The 19,153-nt window shown below is 75.4% G+C and carries 18 protein-coding genes; 9 read left to right on the top strand and 9 right to left on the bottom strand.

Features of this window, described 5'->3' with window-relative positions:
- Positions 1-77: 77 nt before the first annotated feature.
- The gene (locus ACF1AK_RS32655; RefSeq protein ID WP_391502441.1) at positions 78-1,667 is read right to left on the bottom strand and encodes a DUF3604 domain-containing protein; all 1,590 of its coding nucleotides are present in this window, start codon (positions 1,665-1,667) and stop codon (positions 78-80) included.
- A 272-nt stretch (positions 1,668-1,939) separates the two neighbouring features.
- On the opposite strand from ACF1AK_RS32655, the gene ACF1AK_RS32650 reads away from it, so the two are divergent.
- On the top strand, positions 1,940-2,947 hold the full coding sequence (locus ACF1AK_RS32650; RefSeq protein WP_391502440.1) for a hypothetical protein: 1,008 nt from the start codon (positions 1,940-1,942) through the stop codon (positions 2,945-2,947).
- A gap of 73 nt (positions 2,948-3,020) precedes the next feature.
- Here the strand turns inward: ACF1AK_RS32650 and ACF1AK_RS32645 are convergent, their stop codons facing one another.
- Complete coding sequence (locus ACF1AK_RS32645) at positions 3,021-3,455, bottom strand: MarR family winged helix-turn-helix transcriptional regulator (RefSeq protein ID WP_391502439.1); 435 nt, start codon at positions 3,453-3,455, stop codon at positions 3,021-3,023.
- A gap of 117 nt (positions 3,456-3,572) precedes the next feature.
- Here ACF1AK_RS32645 and ACF1AK_RS32640 point away from each other — a divergent pair, with 117 nt between their 5' ends.
- Together ACF1AK_RS32640 and ACF1AK_RS32635 are read left to right on the top strand one after the other, a co-directional pair.
- On the top strand, positions 3,573-4,493 hold the full coding sequence (locus ACF1AK_RS32640; protein WP_391502438.1) for an alpha/beta fold hydrolase: 921 nt from the start codon (positions 3,573-3,575) through the stop codon (positions 4,491-4,493).
- 103 nt (positions 4,494-4,596) lie between these two features.
- Positions 4,597-5,262 carry a class I SAM-dependent methyltransferase gene (locus tag ACF1AK_RS32635; protein WP_391502437.1) on the top strand — a complete coding sequence of 222 codons (666 nt, stop codon included), beginning with the start codon at positions 4,597-4,599 and terminating at the stop codon, positions 5,260-5,262.
- A gap of 245 nt (positions 5,263-5,507) precedes the next feature.
- Here ACF1AK_RS32635 and ACF1AK_RS32630 read toward each other — a convergent pair whose 3' ends face one another.
- A complete protein-coding gene (locus tag ACF1AK_RS32630) occupies positions 5,508-6,326 on the bottom strand; it encodes a TetR/AcrR family transcriptional regulator (RefSeq protein ID WP_391502436.1) in 819 nt (272 codons plus the stop codon).
- Positions 6,327-6,472: 146 nt separating this feature from the next.
- Between ACF1AK_RS32630 and ACF1AK_RS32625 the strand changes: the two genes are divergently transcribed.
- Entirely contained in the window at positions 6,473-7,966 is a 1,494-nt protein-coding gene (locus ACF1AK_RS32625; protein ID WP_391502435.1) for an MFS transporter, read from the top strand.
- Here ACF1AK_RS32625 and ACF1AK_RS32620 read toward each other — a convergent pair.
- Positions 7,960-8,223 (bottom strand): dsRBD fold-containing protein, encoded by a 264-nt coding sequence (locus tag ACF1AK_RS32620; RefSeq protein WP_350547934.1) that lies wholly within the window; start codon positions 8,221-8,223, stop codon positions 7,960-7,962. The genes ACF1AK_RS32625 and ACF1AK_RS32620 overlap by 7 nt on opposite strands.
- A 319-nt stretch (positions 8,224-8,542) precedes the next feature.
- Between ACF1AK_RS32620 and ACF1AK_RS32615 the strand changes: the two genes are divergently transcribed.
- On the top strand, positions 8,543-9,520 hold the full coding sequence (locus ACF1AK_RS32615) for a DMT family transporter (protein WP_391502434.1): 978 nt from the start codon (positions 8,543-8,545) through the stop codon (positions 9,518-9,520).
- Positions 9,521-9,538: 18 nt separating this feature from the next.
- On the top strand, positions 9,539-10,252 hold the full coding sequence (locus tag ACF1AK_RS32610; protein ID WP_391502433.1) for a DUF6629 family protein: 714 nt from the start codon (positions 9,539-9,541) through the stop codon (positions 10,250-10,252).
- On the opposite strand, the gene ACF1AK_RS32605 is transcribed toward ACF1AK_RS32610, so the two are convergent.
- Positions 10,222-10,821, bottom strand: coding sequence for a TetR/AcrR family transcriptional regulator (locus ACF1AK_RS32605; protein ID WP_391502432.1), 600 nt, complete (start codon positions 10,819-10,821; stop codon positions 10,222-10,224). The two genes, ACF1AK_RS32610 and ACF1AK_RS32605, sit on opposite strands and share 31 nt — an antisense overlap.
- A 104-nt stretch (positions 10,822-10,925) precedes the next feature.
- Here ACF1AK_RS32605 and ACF1AK_RS32600 point away from each other — a divergent pair, with 104 nt between their 5' ends.
- Positions 10,926-12,425, top strand: a complete 1,500-nt coding sequence (locus tag ACF1AK_RS32600) for a carboxylesterase/lipase family protein (protein ID WP_391502431.1) — start codon at positions 10,926-10,928, stop codon at positions 12,423-12,425.
- Positions 12,426-12,453: 28 nt separating this feature from the next.
- Here the strand turns inward: ACF1AK_RS32600 and ACF1AK_RS32595 are convergent, their stop codons facing one another.
- Entirely contained in the window at positions 12,454-13,848 is a 1,395-nt protein-coding gene (locus tag ACF1AK_RS32595) for an MFS transporter (protein WP_391502430.1), read from the bottom strand.
- A complete protein-coding gene (locus tag ACF1AK_RS32590; RefSeq protein ID WP_391502429.1) occupies positions 13,845-14,477 on the bottom strand; it encodes an ArsR/SmtB family transcription factor in 633 nt (210 codons plus the stop codon). The genes ACF1AK_RS32595 and ACF1AK_RS32590 overlap by 4 nt, the downstream gene beginning before the upstream one ends.
- 375 nt (positions 14,478-14,852) lie before the next feature.
- On the opposite strand from ACF1AK_RS32590, the gene ACF1AK_RS32585 reads away from it, so the two are divergent.
- Together ACF1AK_RS32585 and polX are read left to right on the top strand one after the other, a co-directional pair.
- Positions 14,853-15,614, top strand: coding sequence for an ATP-binding protein (locus ACF1AK_RS32585; RefSeq protein ID WP_391502428.1), 762 nt, complete (start codon positions 14,853-14,855; stop codon positions 15,612-15,614).
- Between the two features lie 166 nt (positions 15,615-15,780).
- Entirely contained in the window at positions 15,781-17,511 is a 1,731-nt protein-coding gene (gene polX / locus ACF1AK_RS32580) for a DNA polymerase/3'-5' exonuclease PolX (RefSeq protein WP_391502427.1), read from the top strand.
- A 313-nt stretch (positions 17,512-17,824) separates the two neighbouring features.
- On the opposite strand, the gene ACF1AK_RS32575 is transcribed toward polX, so the two are convergent.
- Both ACF1AK_RS32575 and ACF1AK_RS32570 read right to left on the bottom strand, forming a co-directional pair.
- Positions 17,825-18,508 carry a response regulator gene (locus ACF1AK_RS32575; protein WP_391502426.1) on the bottom strand — a complete coding sequence of 228 codons (684 nt, stop codon included), beginning with the start codon at positions 18,506-18,508 and terminating at the stop codon, positions 17,825-17,827.
- A gap of 38 nt (positions 18,509-18,546) precedes the next feature.
- Positions 18,547-19,074 (bottom strand): hypothetical protein, encoded by a 528-nt coding sequence (locus ACF1AK_RS32570; RefSeq protein WP_391502425.1) that lies wholly within the window; start codon positions 19,072-19,074, stop codon positions 18,547-18,549.
- Positions 19,075-19,153 lie beyond the last annotated feature (79 nt).

The following is a 19,153-nucleotide window of genomic DNA, read 5'->3' as shown; positions in this document are numbered from 1 at the left end:
CTCCTCGGTACGGGTTCGCGTGAACGGTGGGCGGTGGGCGGTGACCGGAGCGGCCGGCCGACGACGGTTGCCAGGCGTCAGCCGGCCCGTCGACAGGAGGCCGCCGGTCCGCCGGCGGCACCGCCGCCACCCACCCAGACCGGGCTCGACCAGGCCCACTGGTCGTTCAGCTGCCTCACCCGTACGTGGTAGAAGTCGCCGTCCCCGCCCGGCCGTTCGTCGACCAGGTCGAGGTCGGCGGAGAGCTCGCGCCCGGGCACCGCCCGGTCGAAGCGGTAGGCGCCGGAGACGAAGCCGCCGAGGAAGCCGGTCCGCGGCCCCTCCCGCAACTCGCCGATCCGATAGGAGGTCTCGATGCCGTTGACGACCGCCGTCAGCCTGGTCCGGTCGTCGCCGGCGACGGCCAGCGAGAAGCCCTGGGTGGCATCGGTCGCGGTGTTCGGGTTGCCCTCGGTCACGGTCCGCAGCCGCAGCTCTCCCGGACCGGTGCGCCACCAGTCGGACGGCCGGTACGTGGCGGGCTCGGCCTCGGCCGGCGCCACCGTCTCGGAGCCTCGCAACCGGGGCTGCACGTCGAGCAGTTCGCCGCCCTCCACCCGCAGGGTGACGTCCCAGTGCACCGCCGTCTCGCGCCGGCCCCAGCCGACGGCGAAGCCGAGCGTGCCGTCGAATCCCCTCTCCTCACCGGCGGCGGCGAGGAGTTCGGGCCGCGACAGGCGGTGGATCGGCACACCGTTGCGGACCACCTCGACGTGGTCCAGGGCGTCCCGGCCGCGCACCGTGACCCGGATCCGGCGGCGGTCGGCGGACGGCGCCTCGCCGCCCATCGGCACGCCGTTGACCGAGGTCGCGAGCAGGATGCGGTCCCCGGTGATCGCGTAGGTGCGGCGCGCCTGGACCGCGTCCCAGATCGCGGGCCTGGTCAGCTCGGGCGCCCAGACGGCGAGCCGGCCGTGGCCGTGGCTGCCGGGGAAGGCGCTGTGGTGGTCGGTGGAGCCGATCAGCCCGAAGCGGTGGCCGAGCCGCAGCCCGTGCACGGCGGTGCCGGCGGTGTCGCGCGGCCCCATGGTGTGCAGGTAGGTGCGCGGCGCCTCGTCGGACTCGGCGCAGCCGTGCATCGACATCACCTCCACCACCGGCGCGAACTCCTCGGTGTACGCGGACCAGTCGATGCCGCGCCGCCCGGTGCCGTACCCGATGTGGTGCGGGAGCGCCCAGGTGCGCACGCCCTCGGCGGCCAGGGCGCGCAGCCGCACGCGCAGGCCCTCCAGGTCGGCGGCGCGGATGATCTCGCCGCGCGGGCCGTCGAAGTACACGCAGTGGTCGCCGTACGCGAGGCTGTGCCACTCGAAGGACTGGAAGGTGACGAAGCGGCCGTCCTCGTGGGCGGCGGCGGTGACCTCCTGGACGTGCTCCCAGCGGTCGGCGAGCCGGGCGAAGCCCTCGGTGTGGTAGTCGACCAGCCCGGCCAGCTCGGGCGTGCGCTCGGGGAGGTCGTGCCACCAGCCGTGGCCGGTGACGCTGGCGAAGTCGAGCTGGAGGCGGGCGTTGGCGTAGGCGTCCTCGATCGGGCCGTGGCCGTAGCTGATGCCGCAGTGGTTGTGGAGGTCGCCGACGTAGAGGCCGAGACCGCCGTAGCCGGGTGCGTCGGTGGTGGGGGCTGTCATCGGTTCGGGCTTCCTCTGTTTGATCGACTCTGAGAAGAAGTCTTTCCCGATCTTGGAGAGAGGGTCAAGCCCCGTCCGGTCGGCGTTGCTCGATCGCCATCGGGCGAAACATGCGATTCACAGAATCACTCCATGTGACAAGCCGCCTCCGACCCGATCGCCCCTTCCAGGCTCACGGGTCACACCGGCCGCCACTTTCTCTTGATCTGATAGAAAGTGACGGAGAATCCGCAGGTCCCTACCCGCCCACTCATGAGGACGACCCGCCGCCGATGACCGCCAAGGCCCACCCCACCGCCCTTCCCGCAGCCCCCGACCTCTCCGGCTCGGCCCTGGTCCGCGCGCCCGAACGCCCCGAGCCCGGCTACTGGGCGGGCTGCCCGAGCGTCCGCTACGAGCCCGACCACGACCGCTTCCTGCTCACCTACCGCGAACGCCGCCCGCGCGCCGCCGGCCCCGCGGCCGACGGCCGGGACCGGGGCTGGCGCTGCGCGGTGGCCGAGAGCCACGACGGCGTGGAGTTCCGCGACCTCTGGTCGGTGGAACGCGCCGACCTCGGCTCGCCGTCCATGGAGCGCTTCGCCCTGCTCCGGCGCGACGGCGGCTACCTGCTCCACCTCAGCTACGTCGACCCCGTCGACCGGCGCTGGCGGATCGACGCCCTGCGCGCCGGGACGCCCGAGGCCTTCGACCTGGCCACCCGCACCCCGGTCCTCACCGCCGCCGACACCGGCACCGAGGGCGTCAAGGACCCCTACCTGCTCGAACACGACGGCGGCGTACGGTTGTTCGCCACCGTCTCGCGCGCCCGCGCCTTCAGCCCGGAGGAGCAGGCCCGGGCCCACGCCGCCGCCGACATCCACACCACCGGCCTGACCGTCCAGCCCACCGCGCTCGCCGGCTCCACCGACGGCCTGCGGTTCACCGCCCCGCCCGGCCGCGCCGCCGAGGTCCTCGACGTCGGCCCGGCCGGCGCCTGGGACGCCTACGAGTCACGGATCACCGCCGTCCTGCCCGACGGCTCCGGCGGCTGGCTCGCCCTCTACGACGGCTCGGCCGACGCGTCCGGCAACTACGAGGAGCGCTGCGGGCTCGCCGCCTCCGCCGACCTGCGCGAGTGGCACCGCCTGACGCCCGACGGCCCGTGGCTGGACGTGCGCTACGCCGACGTGGTCGGCGCCCGGGGCCGCTGGTACCTGTACTACGAGCAGACCCGTCCCGACGGCGCGCACGAGCTGCGGGTCGCCGTCCTCGACGAGTTCGCCGGCCTGCGCCCGTAGGGTCCGGCCGCCCGCCCGGGGCCCGGCGTCACCGCTCGCCGGGCCCCGCGCCGCCCCTCCCGCGCGTGCGCCCTCACTCCGCCCGGGCTGCGGACACCACCTCGGTCATCGTCACCAGGAACCGCTGCGCCACCGCGAGTTCCTCCTCCCCGAACGCCCCCATCGCGGCCACCAGATCGGCGATCAGACCGCCGAAGAAGCCCTGGCCCAGTTCGATCGCCCGGTCCTCCACCACCAACCGCACCTTGCGGCGGTCCCCCGGATCGCGCTCGCGCCGGATCAGCCCGAGCCGCTCCAGCCGGTCGACCAGTCCGGTCGTCCCGGCCGAGTTCAGCCCCAGCGCCTCGCCGAGCCGCCCCGGCGTGACCACCACCCCCGCCCGCGCGGCGTCCAGCAGATGGATCAGCGCCCGCAGATCGGTCGGGTGCAGGCCATGGCGTGCCGCGAACTCGGCGCCGAACAGGTCGAGTTCGACCGTCAGCCCGCGCAGCAGGTGAACCAGCCGCATCGGCGTCCGCTCCGACTCCACCGCATGTCCTTCCCTCGGAAGATCTCCGGACGTATTCTCTCGCTCAGCGAGATACATGCTCACCGAGCAAGTACGTCACACCTCTGGGGGAAGACTATGTCCGCACATCCCGCCGCCGGCCCCGCCCCCGCGCCCGATCCCGCCGCCGCTCCCGCCCTCGACGCCTTCCTCGCCGCCTACGACGAGGCCCTCGCCCGCTGGCCGCTCCCGGTCGAGGCGCTCACCCTCCCCACCCCGTACGGCGCGGCCCGGGTCAACGCCTGCGGTCCGCGCGACGGCCGACCGCTCGTCCTGCTGCCCGGCGGCGGCGCCACCGCCACCTGCTGGGCCGCCAACGCCGCCGCGCTCGCCGCGGCCGGTCACCGGGTGCTCGCCGTCGACCTCCCCGGCGACCCCGGCCGCAGCACCCTCGACCGCCCCCGCCTTGACGGCCTGCCCGGCCTGCTCGGCTGGCTCGACGCCGTCCTCGACGCGCTGGACCTGCCCGCCACCGACCTCGCCGGCCACTCCTACGGCGGCTGGATCGCCCTGCGCTACGCCCTGCACGCGCCCGCCCGGGTGCGCCGGCTCGCCCTGCTCGACCCGACCCAGTGCTTCGCCGGCTACCGGCCCCGCTACCTGCTGCGCGTGCTGCCGCTCCTCCTGCCGCCCCGCACCGCCGCCAAGGCCCTCGCCTACCTCGACTGGGAGAGCGGCGGCAGCGGCCTCGACCCCGCCTGGCGCGAGCTCTACGCCCTCGGCTTCGCGGGCTTCCCCGCCGCCCGGCCGGTCACCGGCCCCCGCCCGAGCACGGCGGAGCTGCACACCCTCGCCGCCCCCACCCTCGTCCTGCTCGCCGACCGCAGCCGCACCCACGACTCCCGCGCCCTCGCCGCCCGCGCCCGCCGCGCCCTGCCCGGCGCCACGGTCGGAGTCCTGCCCGACACCTCCCACCACACTCTGCTGACCGCGCACCCCGAGACGCTGAACCGCCGCCTCACCGAGTTCCTGGCCCCGGCCGCCCCGGAGACGGGCTGACGCGTGCCGACCCGGCAGCAGCCCGGGCAGCAGCGCCGAAGGGTCGAATCTCCGGACACTCCTTCCGCAGGCGCGGCCCCGGCTCGCGCCCCATAGTGAGGCCATGGACTCCGGACCGGCTCAGGACCAGCTCCTCTCCGAGCAGCGCGCCTACTACCGCGCCCTCGCCGCGGACTACCCGGACCACCTCCGCGGTCTTCCCGGCGGCGCCGAGCTGACCGGGGCGCTCGACGCCTTCCGGCCGGCGGGCAGCGTCCTGGAACTGGCCTGCGGTCCCGGCACCTGGACCCCCCGGCTGCTCCGTTACGCCGACGAGGTCACGGCCGTCGACGCCTCCCCGGAGATGCTCGCGATCGCCGCGCGGCGCGTCCCGCAGGGCGCCCCGGTGCGCTTCGTCGAGGCCGACCTGTTCACCTGGGAACCCGATCGCCGTCACGACGTCGTCTTCATGGGGTGCTGGCTCTCGCACGTGCCGGCCGGCCGGTTCCGGTCCTTCTGGTCGCTGGTGGACGCCGCCCTCGCACCGGGCGGCCGGGTGTTCCTCGTCGACGACCGCTACCGGAATCCGGCGGAGCTGGTCGAGGGCCCGGGCTCCTCCACCATCCAGCGCCGCACGCCCGACGGAACGGCCTACCGGATCGTGAAGATCTCCTACGACCCCGCGGAGCTGGAGAGCCGGCTGCGCGAGCTCGGCTGGGACATCACGGTGACGCCGACGGCCGGCCCGCTCTTCTGGGGCGCCGGCACCCGGGCCGGGGAGCGTGGCTGAGGCCTGTCGCGAAGGTGGCGGACGCACCACGGGAGCTGGTGGAGCCGTGAGCCGCCCCGGGCAGGACGGTCGACCGGAACGGGGGTGGGATCGCCTTCAGGATCGTGTTCAGGATCGCGTTCAGGATCGCGGCCGTGAGCGGACGGGCGAGGTCCCGGCGGCGCTCGACGAGGCCGCGAGCCGGCTCGGCACGCCGGGCCCACGGGCCGCGCGCCGGACCGCCACGCCCCGCGGAGCGTGACCGTTCACGGCCGGGATCCGCTTCCGCCCCGGCCCCAGCGGCCCACCAAGCCCGTGATCAGCGCCGCCAGCGACACCTCCAGGTCACCGCAGCGCTCGCCCACCCCCACGAAACCCACCTCGTCCAGCACCCGGCCCAGCGCGGGGTGCCGCTCGCGGTCCGCGGACTCGATGACGGCCCGCCGCTGGCTCGGCTCGCGCGGCGGGCTGACGGGGTGTTCGGAGAGCAGCTCGCCGAGGACCAGCTGCCAGCAGGCACGGAACGCGGTCAGCGCCGGCTCGGGCCGCAGGCCGACGGCCATCAGGTCGGCGAGACAGGCGTCGTTGAACGCCAGCGCGTTCCGGGCGACCAGTTCGCCCCGAATCAGGATGTGCAGCACCCAGGTGTGGCCGGCCATGTAGTCGTGGGCGCCGAGCAGCCGGCGCAGCAGCCGCTCCTGCGGCGTCGCACCCGGCACGTCGACCGGCATGCCCTCGGCGATCTGCTCCAGGACGGCGATCAGCAGCGCCTCGCGGTCGGTGACGTGCCGGTACAGCGACGCGGGCGCGGTGCCGAGTTCGGTGGCGACGGCCCGCATGGTGAGGGCGTCGATGCCGTCCCGCTCGATCACCCGGCGCCCGGCGGCGACCACCCCGGCCGTGGTCAGCCCGGGGCGCGGGCGCTTGCGCCCGTACCGGCCGGGCCCGGCCCCGGCTCCCCCGGCGGCGGCCCTCTCGGCCGCCGTCGAGCCGCCCGGCCCGCCCGGCCCGTCAGGCCCGTCAGGCCCGCCCGCACGGTCCGCCTGGTGTTCGCCGACGCCCGGTCGGCTGCTCCGCTCTGACACCCCGCCATCCTGCCATGCCTGCGCCAAGCCCCTTCCGGCCTGGGCGTTTGCCCTACCACTCAGGTTAGGCTTACCTTACGCGAACAAAGTTCGCATCGGAGGTCGCCATGCCCGGACCCGCTTCGTCCCGCACCACCGCCCCACCCGTGCCCAGGACGTCCCGCCCCGTCACCGCCCGCCCCGGCCTGGTCCTGGCCACCGTCTCCGTCTGCCAGCTGATGGTCACCCTCGACGCCAGCATCGTGAACATCGCGCTCCCCGCGATGGGCCACGCCCTCGGCTTCGCCGACAGCGCCCTGCCGTGGGTGGTCAACGCCTATGCGCTCGCCTTCGGCGGACTGCTGCTGCTCGGCGGCCGGATCGCCGACCTCGCCGGGCACCGCCGCGCGGTGCTCTGGGGACTGGTGCTGTTCGGCCTCGCCTCGGTGCTCGGTGGATTCGCCCGGACCCCGGCGGAGCTGATCGCCGCCCGTGCCGGCCAGGGCGTCGCGGCCGCCGTCCTGGCACCGATCGGGCTCACCCTGATCATGGTGACCTTCGCCGACGGGGCGGCCCGGGCGCGGGCCCTCGGCATCTGGTCGATGGTGACGGCGGGCGGCAGCGCACTGGGCGTCCTGCTCGGCGGCGTGCTGACGGACCTGCTCGACTGGCGCTGGGTGTTCTTCGTCAACGCGCCGATCGTGCTGGTCGGCCTCGCCCTGGCGCTCCGCTCGGTGCCCGCCGTCCGCCCGCCGCTCACCGGCCGCCCCGACGTGCTCGGCGCCGTACTCGGCACCGGCGCGATGACCGTCCTGGTCTACGGCCTCATGGCGACCGACCGCCACCCGTGGGGCTCGGCACGGACGCTCGCCACGCTCGGCGCCGCCGTGCTGCTCGGGCTGGCCTTCCTGCTCTGGGAGGCACGCTTCGCGCGGGCGCCGATCGTCCGGCTGGGCGTGCTGCGGGCCCGGACGGCCTGGATGTCGAGCCTGCTGGTGACGCTGCTCGGCGCGGCCATGCTGGCCGGCTTCTACTTCTGCTCGCTGTTCCTGCAGAACGTCCTGGACTACGGCCCGCTGGCGGCCGGCGCCGCGTTCCTGCCGTTCTGCGCCGGGACGGCGGCGGGCAGCATGGTCGCGGGCCGCCTCACCGCCCGCTTCGGCGGCCGGGCCACGCTCACCGGCGCGCTGCTGCTCGCCGCGCTGGGAATGCTCTGGTTCGGCGGGCTCGGCCCGCACTCCGGCTATCTGACCGGCTTCGCCGGACCGTCGATCGTGACCAGCGTGGGCGTCGGCGTCTGCATGGTCGCCAACACCGCGATGGGCACCTCGGGCGTCGACCCGCGCGAGGCCGGGCTGGTCAGCGGGCTGCTCAACGCCGGCCGCCAGTGCGGCGGCAGCATCGGGCTCGCCGTGCTGTCGACCGTCGCGGTGGCCGCCACCCGGCGGTCCGCCACCGAGGGGAACGCCGACGCCGCGCGGGCCGCCCTCGCGGCCGGTTACGACCGGGCGTTCGTGGCCACGGCCGCCGTGCTCGGGGTGGCCACCCTGCTCGCGCTGCTCCTCGTCCCGCGCCGCCGCTCCACCGGGCGGGCGGCGACCGCGAGCCTTGCGGACGGCGACCGCGACGGCGCCGTCCCGAAGGTGGCGTCCCCTCAGTAGATCAGGTAGCCCGGCCGGTGGCCCTCGTCCTCGATCTCCCCGTCGGCCTGGGCCTTCAGCTTGCGGGACAGCGCCTCCAGCGCGCGTGAGGCCGCGACCTCCTCGCCGATCCTGGCGAGCGGGCGGTCGTCGACGCTCCTGGTCGACTCCCCGTGCGCGGTCAGACCCGGGGCCCGGGCTCCGGTCAGCCTCGCCTGGCATCCGGTGTGGACGCCGTCCTCCTCGAAGCTCAGCTCCACATCCCACTGGTTGTGCATGCCACACCTCCTGGCGCCGACCCCCCGTCGCGCCTGATCGGGCCGGTGCGGGCGGTGCTCCCGCGGCGGCCGCTCCCCCCAGCGTGCGCCCCCCGGCACGGCGGCGGCAACCGCGCGCCGGGCCGGGGCGGTGCGACCCGCCGGGCGGCGCGACTCCACGGGTCGGCGCCCCACCCCGGCGGTAGGCTGGCCCCAACGCGCCGAGGCCGCGGGACACCCCGCTCCGGATCGCCGGGCCACGCGGGCGGACCCGCCCGAGGAGCCGCCCCGGAGCCGGGCGGCGGTGCGGTGCGGTCAACAACCCTCGGGTGGTCCCTCCGTGGCGGTTTTCGTCCTGGCCCTGAGCGCCGCCTGCTTCCTGGGCCTCGGATTCGTCCTCCAGCAGCACGCGGCGCAGCGGGCCCCGCGCGCCGATCTGCTGCACTGGCGGCTGCTGCTGGACCTGCTGCGGATGCCCGAGTGGCTGCTCGGCACCGGCTTCATGATCACCGGGCTGATCCTCTCCGCGCTGGCCCTCAACCAGGGCGAGGTCTCGCTGGTCGAACCCCTGCTCGCCACCAACCTCATCTTCGCGATGGCGCTCGCCCGGGTGCTGACCCGCCAGACGCTCGGGCGCTCCGGCTGGGCCGGGGTGCTGCTGCTCGCGCTCGGGGTGACGGCGTTCATCGTGGCGGGCAGACCCACCGGCGGCGGCGCGCCGGCGAGCGAGCTGCGGCACTGGCTGGTGGTCGGCACGGTCGTCGGGCTCACCCTGCTGCTGATCTCCACGGCCCGCCGGCTGCCGCTGTTCGAGGAGGCGACGGTGCTCGCCCTGGCCGCCGGCCTGCTCTACGGGCTCCAGGACGCGCTGACCCGCACCACCACCCAGCGGCTCGACCACCAGGGGCTGGAGGCGGTGCTGCGCAGCTGGCAGCCGTACGCGGTGGTGGCGGCCGGGGTGGTCGGGCTGCTGCTGGTGCAGAGCGCCTTCGAGGCGGCGCCGCTGCGGATGTCCCTGCCCGCGCTGACGGCCGCCCAGCCGATCACCGGGATCGCCTGCGCGGTGGGGTTCCTCGGCGACCGGCTGCGCGTCACCCCCGGCGCCCTGGCCTGGCAGGTCGCCGGCCTGGTGGCGATCGTCATCGGGGTGGTGGTGATCGGCCGCCACCCCGCCCTGCCCGGCACCACCGGCGACGTCCTGGAGTCCATCGGCGAGGTCCCGGGCGACTCGGCGGACGACTCGGATGAGTCGGACGAGTCGGACGAGTCGGACGAGGGCTCCGAGGACGACCCGCCCACCGGCCCGTCCCCCGGCTGAGCGGCCCCGGGAGGCCCCATGTGCTGGAGTGCCCGGGCGGACCTCGTCGTCGGCGGCGCGGTGACGGCCGTCGGTGTGCTCTGCCTGGTCCGCACCCGCCGGTCCGGGCGGCCCGAACGCCTCCCACTCGCCACGCTGCCCCTCGTCCTCGGCGTACACCAGCTGATCGAGGCGGTGGTCTGGCTCGGCACCGACGGCGATCCGCCTGCCGCCCCGGCCGCCTGGGCCCGCACGGCGTGGGCGGTGATCGCCCTGCCCCTGCTCCCCGTGCTGGTCCCGGTCGGCGTGCGCCGCGCCGCCGTCGACGCCGGCCGGTCCCGACGGCGGCTGCTCACCGCGCTGGTCCTGTTCGGTCTCCTGGTGGCCGTGCCGTCGGCGCACGCCGTCGCCACCCACCCGGTCGGCGTCACCGCCCACGCCCACACCCTCGACTACCGCATCGGCGTCCCGCACCCCGCCCTCCTGCTGGCCGGCTATCTCCTCGCCACCGTCGGCGCCCTGCTGGCCAGCGGCGACCGGCTGCTGCGCCGGCTCGGCCTGATCACCGGCACCGGCGCCCTGGCCTGCGCGCTCCTGTGGCGGCTGGCCTTCGTCTCCACCTGGTGCGCCCTCGCCGCCGTCGCCTCCGTTCTCCTCCTCCACTGGGCGTCCGCCCCCGCGCCTGCCGCCCCCGGAACCCACACGGCCCGACCCCGCCCGGGTCACCCGCCGCCGAACAACCGGTCGAGGTGACTGTCGACGGCGGCGACCACCTCCTCCGCCGTGACCGCGCCCAGTTCGAGCAGGGTGGTGAAGCCGGTGAGGGCGAGCAGCAGGCCGGTCTCGACGGCCGGGTCGCGATCGGCGGCGAGGTGGCCGTCCGCGACGGCCTGCCGGAGCAGGTGCTCCACGAGGGCGCGCCCTTCGAGGAGTCCGCCCCGCGCGCGGGTGCGAACGTCCTCGTCGTGCAGGGCCTCCAGGACGTAGGCGGCGCTCATCCGGCTGGTCGCACGGGCGTCGGGGTGCAGCGGGAGGGTCTCCAGGAGCATCACGCGGAGCACCTCGCGCGGGTGCGGGTGTTCGCCGAGCCCCCGCAGGCCCTGGCCGACGCGTTCGGCGGTCTGCTCCGCCGCGAGGTCCATCGCGAAGGTGAGCATCGCCTTCCGGGAGGCGAAGTAGTGCTGCAGCTGGCCGAGCGAGATGCCCGCCTCCTGGGCGACCTCGCGCAGGGTCAGCTGCTGGACGCCGCGCTGGTCGACCACCCGCCACAGCGCCCGGGCGATCGTCTCGCGGCGTTCGCGGTGGTCCACCTGCTTCGGCATCGCCGGTCCTTCCCCGATCTTTCCAATACAGTTGACATAATACAGCTGACCTATAAACCTGTCCCCGTGAGGCACCGATCCGAGTCCGAGAGGGAGGAATCGGCATGTCCGAGCAGCCGAGGCCGCAGGCCCGCACCACGTCCGGCCTGGTGGAGGGCGTGTGGCAGCGCACGCACGCGGTGTTCCGCGGCATCCCCTACGCACAGCCGCCCGTCGGCGCACTGCGGTTCGCCGCGCCCGCCCCGGCCCTGCCGTGGGAGGGCGTCAGGCCCGCCGTCGCGTTCGGCCCCGTGGCGCCGCAGTCCGGTCCGGCCCCGGCCGGGGCGGACGGCGGCCCGGACTGGCTGACGCTCAACGTCTGCACCCCCGATCCCGGTGTGGCCGCCGGCCTGCCGGTGCTGGTGTGGATCCACGGCGGCGCCTACCTCTCCGGGGCGTCGAGCGACCCCCTGTACGACCCGGCCCTGCTCGCCGACGCCGGCCTCGTCGTGGTGACCCTCAACTACCGGGTCGGCGCCGAGGGCTTCGCCCTCTTCCCGGACGCCCCGCCCAACCGGGGGTTCCTCGACCAGATCGCCGCCCTGCGCTGGGTGCGGGCCAACATCACCTCCTTCGGCGGGGACCCCGGCCGGGTCACGGTCGCCGGGGAGTCCGCGGGCGCCGGCTCGATCGCCGCCCTGCTGGCGATGCCGACGGCCCGCGGCCTGTTCCGGCGCGCCGTCGCGCACTCGGTACCGGGCATGCACTGCACTCCGGCCCTGGGGCAGGAGCTCACGGCCGTGCTCGCCGACCGGCTGGGCACCGCACCCAGCGCGGCCGGGTTCCGCGCCGTCGCCCCCGGGCGCCTGGCCGAGGCGGTCACCGCCCTCGGCGCCGAGCTCCCCGAGCACGCGGACCGCTGGGGCCGGTTCGCCCGGACCGGCATCGCCATCTGCCCGGTGGTCGACGGCGACGTCCTGACCGAGACGCCCTGGGCGGCACTGACCGGCGGACGCGCGGAGGGGATCGAGCTGCTCGTCGGCCACACCCGTGACGAGTTCCGCCTCTTCACGGTCCTCGCCGGACGCCTCGGCACCTTCACCGAGGAGGACGCCCGCGACGCCCTCGCCCTGTTCGCCCCCGCACCGGACGGCCCCGACGCCTATCGCGCCGCCCATCCCGGAGCCGGACCGGAGTACCTCGTGGAGACGGTGTACTCCGACGCGCTGTTCCGCATGCCCTCGCTGCTCCTCGCCCGGGCCAACCTCGCGGCCGGCGGCACCTCCTTCCTGTTCGAGCTGGCCCTGCAGTCCCGGGCCTTCGGCGGAACCGTCGGGGCCTGCCACAGCCTCGACGTCCCGCTCGCCTTCGGCACCCTGGACAGCCCGACCGGCCGGGGGCTCCTCGGCGACCCGCCCGGCCCCGGGGCCGAGGCCGCCTCGGCGGAACTCCTGCGGGCGTGGACCGGCTTCGTCGCCACCGGCGACCCCGGCTGGCCCGCCTACGAGCCCGAGGGGCAGCTCACCCGGGTCGTGGACGCCGAGTCGGTGACCGTCCCCTATCCCGAGCAGGCCTCCGCCCGGATCTGGGCGGACCGCGCCCCGGCCCCCTTCGACCTCAGCTGACCGCCACCCTCCCCCCTGCTCGCCTCCGTCACTCGGTCGGGACCCCGGCCGCCGCGTGGGCCGAGGCGGGCAGGACGGGCGGAGCGGGCACCGTCCCCTCCGGTTCGCCGCTCGCGGCGGCGGCCGCCTCCGGGGCGCGGCCGCGCTTGCGGTCCATCTCCCGCCACTCCGGCCGCAGACCCGGCAGGGTGGTGGCGACGAAGTACAGACCGCCGCACACGAGCAGCACCGGTATCAGCCCCGACATCGCCACCGCCGCGCCGGCGAGCAGGCCACCCAGCGGGATCCCGGCCCAGGCGAGCGAGTCCCCCAGCGCATTGACCCGGCCCAGCAGCTGACGCGGCACCCGCTCGAACAGCACGGCACCGAGGATCGGGTTGAGGAACCCGGCCCCGAAGCCGCTCAGCACGAACACGGCGAGCACCACGCCCATCGGCACGTCCAGTGCCAGCACGACGAACCGCGGGGCGCCCGCCAGCAGGAAGCCGGCGAAGAACACCGCGCGCCGGGGAAGCCGGTGGGCGACGGCCGCCGCGATCAGGCTGCCGGCCACCGCCGCACTGCCCCAGACCGTTCCGGTCAGGCCGATCGCGGCCGGTCCCCCGCCCGACTCCCGGGCCCAGACCGGGACCAGCACGGTCAGGAACGCGGCGTCCAGGAGATTGGTCACCGCGATCATCACGATGATCGTCAGCAGCAGCGGCTCGCGCCGCAGGAAGGCGAAGCCCTCCCGGAACAGCTGCCAGTAGCCGCCGGACGGCTCCTCCTCGGCGCCGGGCGCCGACGGGGCGGCGGCGCGGCCGGTCCCGCGCGGCAGCGCGACGGCGATCACCAGCGAGCCGAGCGCGAAGGCGACCGCGTTGACCGTCAGACCGGCCATCGGGCCGAGCAGGGCGACCAGTCCGCCGCCCACCGCCGGGCCGATCGTGCTGGCCAGCCGCTCGGTCACACCGGCCAGTCCGGTGGCCCGCTCCAGCGGGAACCGGGCCCGGTCGGCCGCCTCGGGGACCATGACCTCCTTGGCGAGGTCCCCCGGGCCGCGGGCACCGCCGATCACCGCGACCATGACCAGCAGCAGCCAGAACGGCAGCAGCCCCAGCCCGTGCAGCAGCGGCACGAGACCGGCTGCCACGGCGCTCACCGCGTCCGTGGTCCAGGAGACCACCCGCGGCCCGAGCCGGTCGATCACCGGACCGACGAACGCCTTGACCAGCACGTAGGGCGCGAGCTCGACGAACGCGACCACGCCGGTCATCGTGGCGCTGCCGGTGGTGGCGAGCACGAACCACGGCAGGGCGACGGCCGACACCCTGGTGCCGGTCAGCGAGATCGCCATCGCCGCCAGCACACCGGCCATCGGCCCCAGGCTGCGCGGCGCGGCCCGGCCCTCGGTCGGGGCGGAGGCCGTGGCCCGTGCGGTCATGACCGCCCCTCCGGTTCGTCACCGGCCGGGCCGCCCTGCGGCTCGGGCAGCACCTGGACGACCACGGCCACCCGGTCCGTGCCCTCCGGCACGGGCGCCCCCGGTTCGATCCGGCGGTAGCGCGCGACCACGTCGGCCAGCTCCCCGGCGAGTGTGCGGGCCTCCTCCGGCGTGAGCTGGAGCACCATGTCGCTGAGGTCCAGCGCGTGCCGCCACTCGACCGGCATCGTCTCCAGGGCGTTGAGCGCCGTCTGCGCGGTCAGGGTGTGCGCCGCCACGATCGAGCGCAGGTAGCCGAGCGCGGCCTCCGGCTCCTGCTCCGCGAGGTCGGGATCGGTCCACCACGTCACCTGGTGGACCGACTTCCACCAGCGGTCGCGGGCGTTGCCCCGCTCGGTGTCCTCGGCGACGAAGCCCGCGGCCGCCAGTTGGCGGAGGTGGTAGCTGGTCGCGCCCGAGTTCAGCCCCAGCTGCTCGGCCAGTCTGGTGGCGGTGGACGGGCCGTTCTTGCGGAGCAGCCCGATCAGTTGCACCCGCACCGGGTGGGCCAGGGCCCGCAGGCCCTTGGCATCGATCACGACATCGGTCTGCGGATCCGGACTGTGCGGCCACCTGCGGTCATCGGTCATGGCAGCACCATAGGACCGCAAAGGACTCTTCGCAAAGGTTTTTTGCGAAGAACTCTTTGCGGATTCGAACAGAGCGGGTGGCCCGGGAGCCTCGGGTCGTCCGGCCGCCGGCACCGGTGGGCCCGGCCCCGCCGAGGCCCGGGCGCCGAGGGGTCGGGGGCGCACGGTGGCGGGTGCGCGCCGGTGCGGTGCTCCCGTCGGTCGGCGGGTGGTGGCCCCGCTGGTCGGAGGGGTGGCAGTGCCTTCTGGGGCCCCGGGGCCGGATTGTCACCCGGACGGCGGGGGCGCACGCTTGGCGCAGGGCCGGGGAATCGGTCCGCACCGGGCCGTCGTGGAGGCGGCGGGCCCGGTCCGTGCGGGACGAGGGGCAGGACGATGACAGGCGGGAAGCTCTGGGGCTACGTCGCGTCGGGCGCCCGGGCGCTGGGCGGGCTCGGTCCGCTCGGGCGGTCCGGGGCGCTGGTGGGCGTGCGGCTGCTCAAGGGCGTCGGCGGGGGCGGGCGCCCGGAGCCGGACGGGCGTGCGGTGGTGTTCGGCGGCGCGGCCGGAACGGCGGGCACCGGCGGGGCGGGCCGCCCCGGGTCCGGCGGCATGGCCGGGCCGCAGCCGCTGTCGCGGCCGGAGCTGGAGCGGTTGCGCTGGACCGACCGGGCCGGCGGCTGCGTGCCGGACGCGCGGCACGTCCAGCCGGCCGAGCTGGTCGGGCGGGTGCTGCGGGGCGGCGGCCGGGCGGCGGCCGTGACCGTGCGGGTGCCGGTGGGGCTGCCGGTGGTGGTCGCGGACTCCGTGCGGCTGGAGGCGGCGCTGGCCGGGCTGGTGGACCACGCGATCCGCCGCAATCCGCCGGGCGCCCGGGTGCTGGTCCGGGCCGATCCGTTCTCGGGACCGTGGGCGGCGGAACCGGCCCGGGTGGAGCTGCGGGTGGTGGACCGGGGCGCGTCGGCGCCGCCGGAGGCGCGGCAGTGGCTGCTCGGCGCGGTCCACGGGCGGGCGGCGGGCCGGACGGCGGGCGGGCCCGAGCGGGTCGGGCCGTCGATCCCGGGCCTGGTCCAGGCGGCCGGGGGCCGACTGGTGGTGGAGCAGACGCCCGGCGGCGGGCTCACCGTGGTCGTGGTGCTGGCCGTCGCGCGGGAGTGAGGGGCGGCCGGTCCGAGCCGCGTCCACGGCGGCGGGTGACGGGCGAGGACGCGGCGGCCGCCACCGCCGCACCCGCCGCCCCCGCCACCACGCGGCGCGACCGGTCGGTGCCCGGCCGGCGCGCGTGCGCAGCGCCGCGCGGACCCGGGAAACCTAGACTGTCCCCATGGCCCGGCTCAACGACAAGGTCAGGGAGCTGCTCCAGGAGTACGCCGACCTGATCTCGATCACCGGTGGCGATGCCTTCCGCGCCCGCGCCTACGAGAAGGCCGCCCGGGCGGTCGGCGGCCATCCCGGCGACATCGGCGGCCTGGACGTCAAGGGCCTCCAGCAGATCCCGGGCGTCGGGAAGTCCACCGCCGAGAAGATCGCCGAGTACCTCGCCGACGGGCGGATCGAGGCGCTGGAGTCGCTCCGGGCCACGATCCCGGCCGGGGTCCGCGCGATGATGGCGGTGCCCGGCGTCGGGCCGAAACGCGCCCTCGCCCTCTACCGCGACCTCGGCATCGCCTCCGTCGACGAGCTCGCCGAGGCGATCCGCGCCGACCGGCTGAGCGAGGTCCCCGGACTCGGCGAGCGCAGCGGCGAGAAGATCCTGCACGGCATCGAGCTGATGCGGCAGTCCGGCGGCCGGACCCTGCTGGACGCCGCCACCGCGCTGGCCGACCAGCTGGTCGCGGCGCTGAGCGCCGTCCCGGGGTGCACCCGCTGCGCGTACGCGGGGTCGCTGCGCCGGATGCGCGAGACGGTCGGCGACATCGACGTGCTGGCCACCGCCGAGGACTCGGCGCCGCTGATGGCCGCGCTCACCGCGCTCCCCTCCGTGGCCGAGGTGATCGGCACCGGGCCGACCAAGACCTCGGTGCGCACCACGGACGGGATCCAGGTGGACCTGCGGGTGGTCCCCGAGGAGGACTGGGGCGCGGCGCTGGTGTACTTCACCGGCTCGAAGGCGCACAACATCACGTTGCGGACGATGGCGGTCCGGGCCGGGCTGAAGCTCTCCGAGTACGGACTGTTCGAGGCCGAGAGCGGCGAGAAGATCGTCTCGGCGAGCGAGGACGAGGTGTACGCGGCGCTCGGCCTGCCGTGGATCGCGCCGACGCTGCGCGAGGACCGCGGCGAGATCGAGGCGGCCCTGCGCGGCGAGCTGCCGGAGCTGGTGACCGAGGCGGACCTCCGTGGCGACCTGCACACCCACACCGATCTCACCGACGGGCTGGCCACCCTGGAGGAGATGATCGACACCGCGGCCGCCCGCGGCTACGCGTACTTCGCGGTCACCGATCACGCCCCCGACCTGGTGATGCAGCGGATGACCGACGAGAAGATGCTCGCCCAGCGGGAACGGCTGCGCGAACTGGCCGGGCGCCACCGTCGGATGCGGCTGCTGCACGGCACCGAGCTGAACATCGGACCGGACGGCGGCGTGGACTGGCCGGCCGAGTTCCTCGCCGGGTTCGACGTCTGCGTGGCGTCCGTCCATTCGCACTTCGGCGCCGACCGGGACGCGCAGACCCGTCGGCTGATCCGGGCCTGCGAGAACCCGCACGTCCACGTCATCGGCCACCTCACCACCCGGCGGATCGGCCGGCGGGGGCCGATCGACGTCGACCTGGACGCCGTCTTCGCGGCCGCCGCCCGGACCGGCACCGCGATCGAGATCAACAGCTCGCCGCAGCGCCTCGACCTGCGGGACGAGGACGTGCTGCGGGCCAAGCGCCACGGGGTGAAGTTCGCGATCGACAGCGACGCCCACGCCACCCCGCACCTCGCCTATCCCCGGTACGGGATCGGCACCGCGCAGCGCGCCTGGCTGACCGCCGAGGACGTGATCAACACCTGGACGTGGCAGCGTCTGAAGCACTTCCTGCGCAAGGACGCACTACGGGGCTGAGCCGCCGGGGCCGAGCCACCCGGAACCCACCGGCGGCGTCCGAATTCCCCCGATATGGTGGATTTTTTCCGAAACCCCCTGGTGCATCCGCCGCGCCGGGCGCATCATGGGTGGTGGACCTGCGGGGCCAGAGGAAGTTCGACCGCAGGAGGCAGTGGCGACAGATCGAGACGGATCAGGGTCTGCCGCTGGTACCTCGGTCGACGATCGAACCGTTCGGCCGGAGGACGTCATGTCCGGAGGCCACCTCCACCCCGCAGGTTCCGCACGTCCGCCGCGACTCCCCCGGCTCCCGCACGCCGCGCGGCCCGCGTCACGGTGCGGACGGCACCGCGTACCCCATCTCCCAGGCGTGCACGGCGATGCCGACGCGGTTCTGCACCCCGAGCTTGCGCTGGATGCTCGCCACATGGGTCTTCACCGTGCCCGGCGAGATGAACAGCTCGGCGGCGATGTCCGCGTTGGTCCGCCCGGCCGCGACGTGTCCGGCGATCTCCACCTCCCGTTCGGTCAGCGCCGCCGCCGGGGCCGACCGGCGGTCCACCCGCCGGGGCGCGTTCACGTGCTGCAGCAGCCGCACGGTGACCGACGGGCTGATCAGGCTCTCCCCGCCCGCCGCCGCCCGGACGGCCTCGGCCAGCAGCGCCGGGCCGGAGCGCTTCAGCAGGAACCCGGAGGCCCCGTGCCGCAGCGCCGGGTAGACGTACTCGTCGAGGTCGAAGGTGGTCAGCACCACCACCCGCACCGGCGTCACCGCCCCCGGCGCGGCCAGCCGCCTGGTCAGCTCCAGACCGTCCATCCGGGGCATCCGGATGTCCACCAGCGCGACGTCCGGGCGCAGTTCCGCCGCGAGGTCGAGCGCGGCGACCCCGTCCGCCGCCTCGCCGACCACCGTGATGTCCGGCTGGGCCTCCAGGATCCGCCGCACGCTCCGGCGTACGGCCTCCTGGTCGTCGGCGATCAGGGTGCGGATGGGCTCCGGGTGCGGACTCGTCACGCACGGCAGTCTCGCACGGCGTCGGCGGCGGGCCGCACTCAGGCGGGCCCGGCCCCCTTGAGCTCGGTCGCCCGGCCGTCGCGCAGCACGGCTATGTGCGGCGGCACCTCGACGCGGAACCGCGCGTCACAGTCGGCGAAGCCCGAGCAACTCGCCTCCAGGGTCAGCGTGTCGCCCTCCAGCTCCCAGCCGGTCCGCTCCTCGGCGATGCCGTCGGCCTTGAACCAGCGCGTCACCTTGATGTCCTGACGGTCCGTCGCGACGAGATCGGTCGGCACGTGGTACCGGGACACCACGTTCAACGTGCTGCCGCTGTAGCCGAACACCGTCGACTCGGGCGTGGCATCGGCGGCCCTGGCGCAGCCGGCCACGGCGGCCGGCAGGACCGCGAGGGCCAGGGCCGCGACGACGGTGGGCAGCCGGCCCCGGGGGCGCCGCGGAAGAGCGGATGCGGCAGGTGCGGCGAGGCCGGCAGGTACGACAGGTACGACAGCTACGGGGAGTTCGGCGGGTACGGCGGGTACGACGGCCATGGCGGCTCCTCCTTCGACGGGCGCGTCGGTCATGGCTATGAGCATCGCCCTCCGCCGCCGCGCTGCCATCTGCCGATCGGCAGATGTTCGGCGCTCGATTCCGCCCGCCACC

The sequence above is a fragment of the Kitasatospora sp. NPDC015120 genome, from assembly GCF_043080305.1.
Lineage (GTDB): Bacteria > Actinomycetota > Actinomycetes > Streptomycetales > Streptomycetaceae > Kitasatospora.
Note: the sequence above shows the minus strand (reverse complement) of the source record. Positions and strands in the feature narration are given on the sequence as shown.